Annotated in this window: 8 protein-coding genes and 6 tRNA genes; 12 read left to right on the top strand and 2 right to left on the bottom strand. The window is 63.9% G+C overall.

Annotated elements, in window-relative coordinates; translation table 11 throughout:
• Positions 1-19: 19 nt before the first annotated feature.
• Together N5D48_RS24775 and N5D48_RS24770 are read right to left on the bottom strand one after the other, a co-directional pair.
• Positions 20-1570 carry an MDR family MFS transporter gene (locus N5D48_RS24775; RefSeq protein ID WP_279888669.1) on the bottom strand — a complete coding sequence of 517 codons (1551 nt, stop codon included), beginning with the start codon at positions 1568-1570 and terminating at the stop codon, positions 20-22.
• Positions 1560-2615 carry an HlyD family secretion protein gene (locus N5D48_RS24770; RefSeq protein WP_279888668.1) on the bottom strand — a complete coding sequence of 352 codons (1056 nt, stop codon included), beginning with the start codon at positions 2613-2615 and terminating at the stop codon, positions 1560-1562. Before N5D48_RS24770 ends, N5D48_RS24775 begins: the two co-directional genes overlap by 11 nt.
• Before the next feature lie 143 nt (positions 2616-2758).
• On the opposite strand from N5D48_RS24770, the gene gltX reads away from it, so the two are divergent.
• The 12 genes from gltX (at position 2759) to N5D48_RS24710 (ending at position 8923) form a co-directional block, all read left to right on the top strand.
• Positions 2759-4240: a glutamate--tRNA ligase gene (gltX, locus tag N5D48_RS24765; RefSeq protein WP_279888667.1), complete on the top strand. Its 1482-nt coding sequence runs from the start codon at positions 2759-2761 to the stop codon at positions 4238-4240.
• A gap of 289 nt (positions 4241-4529) precedes the next feature.
• Positions 4530-4605: transfer RNA gene (locus N5D48_RS24760), tRNA-Ala, on the top strand.
• A 72-nt stretch (positions 4606-4677) separates the two neighbouring features.
• Positions 4678-4753: transfer RNA gene (locus N5D48_RS24755), tRNA-Glu, on the top strand.
• Between the two features lie 49 nt (positions 4754-4802).
• Positions 4803-4878 (top strand) — tRNA-Ala (locus tag N5D48_RS24750).
• Positions 4879-4920: 42 nt separating this feature from the next.
• Positions 4921-4996: transfer RNA gene (locus N5D48_RS24745), tRNA-Glu, on the top strand.
• 65 nt (positions 4997-5061) lie between these two features.
• Positions 5062-5137 (top strand) — tRNA-Ala (locus tag N5D48_RS24740).
• 41 nt (positions 5138-5178) lie between these two features.
• Positions 5179-5254, top strand: a tRNA-Glu gene (locus N5D48_RS24735).
• 172 nt (positions 5255-5426) lie between these two features.
• Positions 5427-5966, top strand: coding sequence for a TetR/AcrR family transcriptional regulator (locus tag N5D48_RS24730; protein WP_279888666.1), 540 nt, complete (start codon positions 5427-5429; stop codon positions 5964-5966).
• 25 nt (positions 5967-5991) lie between these two features.
• On the top strand, positions 5992-6825 hold the full coding sequence (locus N5D48_RS24725) for an alpha/beta fold hydrolase (RefSeq protein WP_279888665.1): 834 nt from the start codon (positions 5992-5994) through the stop codon (positions 6823-6825).
• Positions 6826-6868: 43 nt separating this feature from the next.
• Positions 6869-7303, top strand: coding sequence for a thioesterase family protein (locus N5D48_RS24720; protein WP_166884286.1), 435 nt, complete (start codon positions 6869-6871; stop codon positions 7301-7303).
• Positions 7304-7355: 52 nt separating this feature from the next.
• Positions 7356-8327 (top strand): tRNA-dihydrouridine synthase, encoded by a 972-nt coding sequence (locus tag N5D48_RS24715; protein WP_279888664.1) that lies wholly within the window; start codon positions 7356-7358, stop codon positions 8325-8327.
• A 152-nt stretch (positions 8328-8479) separates the two neighbouring features.
• A complete protein-coding gene (locus tag N5D48_RS24710) occupies positions 8480-8923 on the top strand; it encodes an Hsp20 family protein (RefSeq protein ID WP_279888663.1) in 444 nt (147 codons plus the stop codon).
• The last annotated feature ends 86 nt before the right edge of the window (positions 8924-9009 follow it).

Below are 9009 nucleotides of genomic sequence, written 5' to 3'. Positions count from 1 at the left end.
CAGGTCAAGCGTAAATCGTTCAATGCGCCTCGCCCGCCTTCAACCCCTGCGGCAACGTGCGCGTCAGCAACACCGCCAGCATGCTCACCGCCAGCCCGATCCCGACAAAATGGAAGGCATCGTTGTAGGCCATGATCAAGGCCTGCTGGTGGGTAATCTCGGACAGCTTGCCCAGCGCCGCGTTATCGCTGCCCAGCCGCTCCGCCAGCTGCGCCAGGCGCTCGGCCACTTGCGGATTACCCGGCACCAGCGCCTCGCGCAGGTAGTCGAAGTACACCTTGGTCCGCGCATCCAGCAACGTCGCCAGCAAGGCGATGCCGATGGCACCGCCCAGGTTGCGCAGGATGTTGAACAGGCTCGACGCCGACCCCGCGTCCTGCGGCTGGATGTATGCAGTGGCGATCAGCGAGATGGTCACCATGATCATTGGCTGACCAAGGGCGCGGATCACCTGGATCTGATTGAACTGGGGGCCGGCGAAGTCCGGGTTGAGCACGCCGGAGCCAAAGCTGGCTGCCCCGAACAGGCAGAAACCCAGGGCGCACAGCACCTTGGGCGGGATCACCTTCATCAACTGCGGCACCAGCGGGATCAAGAACAGCTGCGGCACGCCCATCCACATGATCACCTCGCCGATCTGCAAGGCGTTGTAGCCCTGGATCTGCGCAAGATACAGCGGCAGCAGGTAGATCGACCCGTACAGCCCGACCCCCATGCCCAGGCTGGCGATGCTCGACAGACCGAAGTTGCGGTTGCCGAGAATGCGCAGGTTGATCAGCGGATGCGGACGGGAAAACTGCAGGATCACGAACAGGATCAGGCTGAGCAGGGCGATCGTGCCGAGGCTGACGATCAGGTTCGACTCCAGCCAGTCCTTGCGATGTCCCTCCTCGAGAAACACTTGCAGGCAGCCCAGGCCAAGGCCAAGGGTGACGATGCCCGCATAGTCGGTGCTTTTCAGCAGCTCCCAGTGCGCGTCTTTCTTTTCCAGGCCGTAGAGCAGGCCGGCGATCATCACCAACCCGGGCGGGATGTTGATGTAGAAGATGTACTCCCAGCCCCAGTTCTCGGTCAGCCAGCCGCCCAGGGTCGGGCCGATGGAGGGGGCGAAGGTGGCGGTCATGGCGAACATGGCCATGCCCTTGGCACGGTGATGCTCCGGCAGCTTGATGAGCGTCAGGGTGAAGGCCAGCGGGATCAGCGCGCCCCCCGTGAAGCCTTGCAGGGCGCGGAACACGATCATGCTTTCCAGGTTCCAGGCCATGGAGCACAGCAGCGACGACGCCAGGAAGCCGAGCGACACCCACACCGCCAGGCGCCGCGCCGAGAGCAGCTGTACCAGCCAGGCGGTCAGCGGGATCATGATGATCTCCGCCACAAGATAAGAGGTGGAGATCCACGAGCCTTCCTCCAGGGTCGCCGACAGCGCGCCCTGGATGTCCTTGAGCGACGAGTTGGTGATCTGGATGTCCAGCACCGCCATGAAGGCGCCGAGCATCACGCTCATTACCGCGATCCAGTCGCGCCGGGTCGGCTCGGCGGTGGGGCGCAGCAGCGTGTCACCGGCCATCGTGGCCTGCGTCCTCGTCGCGCAGGTCGATGGTGGCGGTGACCGACATGCCGGGGCGGATGCGACCATGCAGCGGGTTGTCGGCGGCGAAGGTCAGCTTGACCGGGATGCGCTGTACCACCTTGGTGAAATTGCCGGTGGCGTTGTCCGGTGGCAGCAGGCTGAACTGCGCGCCGGAGGCGGCGAACAGGCTGTCGACACGGCCCTCGACAGGCGTGTCGGGGTAGCTGTCGAACAGCAGTTCGGCACGTTGGCCGGGGTGCATCCTGCCGATCTGGGTTTCCTTGAAGTTGGCCTGTACCCAGATGTCCTCGTCGGGAACGATCGACAGCAGGTACGCGCCGGCCTGCACCACCTGGCCGTTGCGCGCGCTACGCTGGCCGATGGTGCCGCTGATCGGTGCATGGATCGCGCAGCGGGTCAGGTTCAGCTCGGCCTGGGCCAGGTCGGCACGGGCGTTGCTGATCTGCGCATCGAGGCGCTTGAGCTCGGCGCTGAGGGCGTCGACTTGCTGGCGCTGGCCCTTGAGGTCGGCCTGGGCCTTGTCGACCTGGGAGCGGGCGACATGGCTTTCCGCCGACAGGGTGGTGACCCGTTCCTCGGAGACGAAGCCGGGTTTGCGCAGGGCCTGGGCGCGGTTCAGGTCGAGCTGCGAGCGGTCGAGGGTGGCCTGGTTGGCGGCGACCTGGGCCTGGCCGGCGGCGATCAGGCTGCCTTGCTGGGTGAGCCGGCTCTGCGCCTGCATGCGCTCGGCCTCGCGCGTGGCCAGGGCGGCGCGGGCGCGCTCGACGGCCAGTTCGAAGTCGGCGGCCTCCAGACGCACCAGCAGATCGCCCTTGTTCACGTGCTGGTTGTCCTGCACCGGCACTTCATCGATTCGCGCGCCCAGCTGGCTGGAAACGCGTGTGATCTCGCCCTGCACATAGGCATTGTCGGTGCTTTCGTAGAAGCGTCCCTTGAAGTACCAGTGGGCGAGAAAAGCGAGGCCGATCAGTGCGATCAGGGCGACGAAGGTCAGCAGGCGACGTTTGAGTGGCGTGGGCATGAGGGGAGTCGCAGTAGAAGTGTAAGCAAATTTAACAGCGGTCGAGGGCAGCGTCACAAGTGACGATAGCGCCATTGCTGGAGCCCGATGCCCGCTCCCTGCTAACATCCCGGCTTTGTTTCATTCTTCGTTCGAGACTCACCATGACCACCGTTCGCACGCGTATCGCGCCGTCGCCCACCGGCGACCCCCATGTCGGCACCGCCTACATCGCCCTGTTCAACTACTGCTTCGCCAAGCAGCATGGCGGCGAGTTCATCCTGCGTATCGAAGACACCGACCAGCTGCGCTCGACCCGTGAGTCGGAGCAGCAGATCTTCGACGCCTTGCGCTGGCTCGGCATCGAATGGAACGAAGGCCCCGACGTCGGCGGCCCGCACGGCCCGTACCGGCAGAGCGAGCGCGGCGAGATCTACGCCCAGTACGCCAAGCAGTTGGTCGATGCCGGCCACGCCTTCTACTGCTTCTGCACCGCCGAGGAGCTGGAGCAGATGCGTGCCGAGCAGATGGCCCGTGGCGAAACCCCGCGCTATGACGGCCGCGCCCTGCTGCTGAGCGACGAGGAAGTGCAGCGCCGCCTGGCAGCCGGCGAGCCCCATGTGATCCGCATGAAAGTGCCGAGCGAAGGCGTCTGCGTGGTGCCGGACATGCTGCGTGGCGATGTCGAGATCCCATGGGACCGCATGGACATGCAGGTGTTGATGAAGAACGACGGCCTGCCGACGTACTTCCTGGCCAACGTGGTCGACGACCACCTGATGGGCATCACCCACGTGCTGCGCGGCGAAGAGTGGCTGCCCTCGGCGCCCAAGCTGATCAAGCTGTACGAGTACTTCGGCTGGGAGCAGCCCAAGCTCTGCTACATGCCGCTGCTGCGCAACCCCGACAAGAGCAAGCTGTCCAAGCGCAAGAACCCGACGTCGGTAACTTTCTACGAGCGCATGGGCTTCATGCCCGAGGCGATGCTCAACTACCTCGGACGCATGGGCTGGTCGATGCCGGACGAGCGCGAGAAGTTTTCCCTGGACGAGATGGTCGAGCACTTCGACCTGTCGCGCATCTCCCTGGGCGGTCCGATCTTCGACATCGAGAAGCTGTCGTGGCTCAATGGCCAGTGGCTGCGCGAGCTGCCGGTGGAAGAGTTTGCTGCGCGCGTGCAGAAATGGGCGCTCAACAGCGACTACATGATGAAGATCGCCCCCCATGTGCAGGGCCGGGTCGAAACGTTCAGCCAGATCGCCCCGCTGGGTGGCTTCTTCTTCGAGGGCGCGCTCAAGCTCGACGCCAAGCTGTTCGAGAGCAAGAAGCTGTCGGCCGACCAGGTGCGCCAGGTGATGCAGTTGATCCTGTGGAAGCTGGAAAGCCTGCGTCAATGGGAGAAGGAGCGCATCACCGCCTGTATCCAGGCCGTGGTCGAGTCGCTGGAGCTCAAGCTGCGTGATGCCATGCCGCTGATGTTCGCCGCCATCACTGGCCAGGCCAGCTCGGTGTCGGTGCTCGACGCCATGGAGATCCTCGGCCCCGACCTGACCCGCTACCGTCTGCGCCAGGCCATCGACCTGCTCGGCGGTGTGTCGAAGAAGGAAAACAAGGAGTGGGAGAAGCTGCTGGCGAATATCGCCTGACAGCGACCTTGAAGCGATAGCTGAACCTGTGGGAGCGGGTTTGCCCGCGAATACGTTGGCGCATGCACCGCCGCATTCGCGGGTAAACCCGCTCCCACAGGGCTCAGTGCTCAGGTTTTTACCGGGGCAGGGCGGTAAGTGATTGTTATCTGTGAAAAAACTTTTGAATATTTTCAAAAATTCGTTTGACAGCCCTGCAATCCGCTCTTAATATGCGCCCCGTCCACAGCGATGAACGAAAACGAAACGCCAGGCACCCAGCCAGCGATTCGGTTCAGAGCGACATAGTGGGGCTATAGCTCAGCTGGGAGAGCGCCTGCATGGCATGCAGGAGGTCAGCGGTTCGATCCCGCTTAGCTCCACCAAATTCCGACTGATAGCCAAGGCTGTCAGGCAAGGCCGGTTCCAGCAAACGGGTCTTGAAGGTAAGAAGGTTCGTCCCCTTCGTCTAGTGGCCTAGGACACCGCCCTTTCACGGCGGTAACAGGGGTTCGAGTCCCCTAGGGGACGCCAGTTTTGCACAAGCGATGTCGCAGTCGCTGGGCCGAGAGGCTATAAATCCGGGGCTATAGCTCAGCTGGGAGAGCGCCTGCATGGCATGCAGGAGGTCAGCGGTTCGATCCCGCTTAGCTCCACCAATTTTGCCGCGGTTCGTGAAAACGGATCGGCACGAAGGTTACGTCCCCTTCGTCTAGTGGCCTAGGACACCGCCCTTTCACGGCGGTAACAGGGGTTCGAGTCCCCTAGGGGACGCCACTTTTCCCGCGTTAGCGGGTACTGAAAGGCTCATCAACCAGATGGATGGGCCTTTTGCTTTACTCGGGGCTATAGCTCAGCTGGGAGAGCGCCTGCATGGCATGCAGGAGGTCAGCGGTTCGATCCCGCTTAGCTCCACCAATTCGCCGCGGTTCGTGAAAGCGAGCCGGCACGAAGGTTATGTCCCCTTCGTCTAGTGGCCTAGGACACCGCCCTTTCACGGCGGTAACAGGGGTTCGAGTCCCCTAGGGGACGCCAATTTTCTTACCTGCGTTTTGCGGGATTTATAAGGCTCATTCGCTTATTGAATGAGCCTTTTGTTTTTCTGGCTCCCTGAAAAATCATCACGTCCGATCAGTGGGTGCATTTTCTGCTTGCCAGAAAATATTATGAGAATAATATTGTGATCATAATATTTTCGGGGCGAGCCATGAGCGACAAGAAGAGCAGAACCCGCGAGCGCATCCTCGATGCCGCACGTTGCGCATTGATCCAGCATGGCCCCGCCGAGCCGAGCGTCAGCCAGGTGATGGGCGCCGCCGGGCTGACGGTGGGTGGGTTCTATGCCCATTTCGAGAGCAAGGACGACCTCATGCTCGAAGCCTTCAGCCAATTGCTGGCGGAGCGTCGGGCCCTGGTGGACCAGCTGGACCCCGGGCTCGATGGCGTCGAGCGCCGTGCCCTGATGGCGGCTTTCTACCTGTCGCGCAAGCATCGCGATGCCGACGTGCAGGCGTGTCCGATCCCCAATGCGCTTGGCGAAATGCAACGCTTGCCAGCCGCGTTCCGTGATGTGCTGAGCGAGCACATCGAGCTGATGATCGCGCAGATGGTCGACCGTCCCGAAGATATCGACAAGGCACTCGCCGACTTCGCCCTGATGGTGGGTGGGCTGGCCGTGGCGCGTGCTCTGGGCGACAGCGAACTGTCCGATCGAATCCTGCGTGCCGCCAAGTCGGCGGTGATCTGAGCAAACCTGACCCTGGAGCTAGGCGATGAGTACCTTGAGTTGGATTCGTGGCGTCAACGGCACCCTGGGCCACCTGGCCCCAGAACATATTGCCGGCAGGATGCGCCGGGCTTTCATGGCGCCACGCACCTTGCCGCCCCGGCAGTGGGAACTGCCGCTGCTGGAGAGGGCCGAGCGCATCACCCTGCGCTTCGGACTGTCGGCGTTGCGCTGGGGGCAGGGGCCGACCGTGCTGATGATGCATGGTTGGGAAGGGCGGCCGACCCAGTTCGCCGCCCTGATCGAGACACTGGTCGACCATGGTCATACCGTGGTTGCGCTGGATGGGCCGGCGCATGGTCGTTCGCCCGGCGATCAGGCGAATGTGGTGCTGTTCGCTCGGGCTCTGCTCGAGGCCGCCGCCGAGTTGCCGCCCCTGCGCGCGGTGATTGGTCATTCCATGGGCGGTGCCAGCCTGCTGCTGGCCCTGCAGTGGGGGCTGCGGGCCGATGCGGCGGTCAGCATCGCCGCGCCGGCCCGGCTGCTCGGCGTGTTGCGCGGCTTCGCCCGGCACCTGGGCATGCCGGCGCGCGCCAGGGCGGCCTTCATTCGCCAGGTCGAGCGCGACCTGGGCGTGCAGGTGGCGCGCCTCGACGTCAGCGGCTATCAGTTGGATATTCCTGGGTTGGTGGTGCATGCCTGCGATGACGCCCTGGTGGCGGCCAGCGAGGCGCCGCTCATTCACCAGGCCTGGTTCGACAGTCGCCTGCTGCTGCTGGAGGAGGGCGGTCACCTGCGCGTGCTGGCCGATCCGCGCCTGGGCGGGGCCGTGCTGGAGTTGCTGGCGCGTGCCGCCCAGCCTGCGCGGCAAAGCGCCTGAGCATCCGTTACACTCTGCCCGTTCACTAAAACCAGGAGCGGGCATGAGCTGGGATCTGGCAGCACCATTCATCATCGATCTTCGCGTCGGCAGCGAAGACATCGACGGCCTTGGCCACGCCAACAACGCCGTCTATGTCACCTGGCTGGAGCGTTGCGCCTGGCGCCATTCCCAGCGCCTGGGACTGGACCTGGCCGAATATCGCCGGCTGGACCGGGCCATGGCCGTGGTTCGTCACGAGATCGACTACCTGGCCGCCGCCTACGAGGATGACGAACTGCAGCTGGCCACCTGGATCATCGACTGGGACCAGCGCCTGCGCATGACCCGTCGTTTCCAGCTCAAGCGCCCAAGCGATGGCGTCACCTTGCTGCGCGCACAGACCACTTTCGCTTGTATCGAGCTGTCCAGCGGCAAGCCCCGGCGCATGCCAGCGGAATTCCTCGACGGTTACGGCCCGGCGCTGATCGGCAGCTGAGCGGTGGCGGTTTTTTGCTAGACTGCCGCCTTTTTCCTGGCGAGACCCTGAAATGCAAATTGCCCTGGCCCCCATGGAGGGGCTGGTCGACAACATCCTGCGCGACGTCCTGACCCGGGTGGGCGGCATCGATTGGTGCGTCACCGAGTTCATTCGCGTCTGCGACCGCCTGCTGCCGGCGTCTTCGTTCGACAAGCTGGCGCCGGAGCTGCGTCAAGGCGCGCGTACCGCCGCCGGCGTGCCGATGCGCGTGCAACTGCTTGGCTCCGATCCAGTGTGCCTGGCCGAGAACGCGGCGCTGGCCTGTGAGCTGGGGGCGCCGGTGATCGACCTGAACTTCGGGTGCCCAGCCAAGACCGTCAACAAGTCGCGTGGTGGCGCGGTGCTGCTCAAGGAGCCTGAACTGCTGCACGCCATCGTGCGCGAGGTGCGGCGCGCGGTGCCGGCGCACATTCCGGTGACGTCGAAGATGCGCCTGGGCTACGACAGCCCCGATGGCGCCCTCGACTGTGCCACCGCGCTGGCCGAGGGCGGCTCGGCGCACCTGGTGGTGCATGCCCGGACCAAGGTCGAGGGCTACAAGCCGCCCGCGCACTGGGAGTGGGTGGCGCGGGTGCAGGATGTGGTCAAGGTGCCGGTGTTCGCCAATGGCGAGATCTGGACGGTCGAGGACTGGCGGCGTTGCCGCGAAGTCAGCGGCGCCGAGCACATCATGCTCGGTCGTGGTCTGGTGTCGCGCCCGGACCTGGCCTTGCAGATCGCCGCGGCCCGCGATGGCGTCGAGTACCGGCCGATGAGCTGGGATGAACTGCTGCCGCTGTTGCGCGAGTTCTGGCGCCAGGCCCAGGCCAAGCTGTCGCCGCGCTATGCGCCGGGGCGAATGAAGCAGTGGCTGGCGATGTTGACGCGTGGGTATCCCGAAGCGGTGGCGCTGTTCGCCGAATTGCGCCGCGAAGATGATTGCCAGCGCATCAGTGGGTTGCTTGGCTATGAGATGCAGGTGATCGAGGATCGCGTGGCCTGAGCTGGCGCTGTCGCGGGGCAAGCCTCACCTCCCCGCACATTTTTTCACGCCAGCCCTTGAAAGCTTTTTGCCCGGACATATCTCTTGAGTACGCGATGCCGAAGTCGGGTCGCGTAGTGACTTTACTTGCTGAATCTCAGGAGTTAATGACCATGACCACCGCTTTCTCTCTCGCACCGCTTTTGCGCAACTCCGTCGGTTTCGACCGATTCAACGACCTGTTCGAAGCCGCCGCGCGCAACGAGGCCGGTAGCAGCTACCCGCCCTACAACGTGGAAAAACATGGCGATGACCACTATCGCATCGTGGTTGCCGCAGCCGGCTTCCAGGAGCAGGACCTCGACCTGCAGGTCGAAAAAGGCGTCCTGACTGTGACCGGCGGCAAGCGCGACAATGGCAGCGAAGGCGTCACCTTCCTGCACCAGGGCATCGCCCAGCGCGCCTTCAAGCTCTCGTTCCGCCTGGCCGACCATATCGAGGTCAAGGGCGCGGGCCTGGCCAACGGCCTGCTCAGCATCGAACTGCTGCGCATCGTGCCGGAAGAAGCCAAGGCCAAGCGCATCCCGATCAATGGCGACAAGCCTGCGCTGAACTGACTTCGGCGGGATGAAAGAAAGGGCACCTTCGGGTGCCCTTTCTGTTTTATGCGGACCCTGTAGGAGCGGCCTTGTGTCGCGAAAGG

The sequence above is a fragment of the Pseudomonas sp. GD03858 genome, from assembly GCF_029840925.1.
GTDB lineage: Bacteria > Pseudomonadota > Gammaproteobacteria > Pseudomonadales > Pseudomonadaceae > Aquipseudomonas.
The sequence above is the reverse complement of the archived record's forward strand: the minus strand, read 5'-3'. Positions and strand labels throughout refer to the sequence as shown.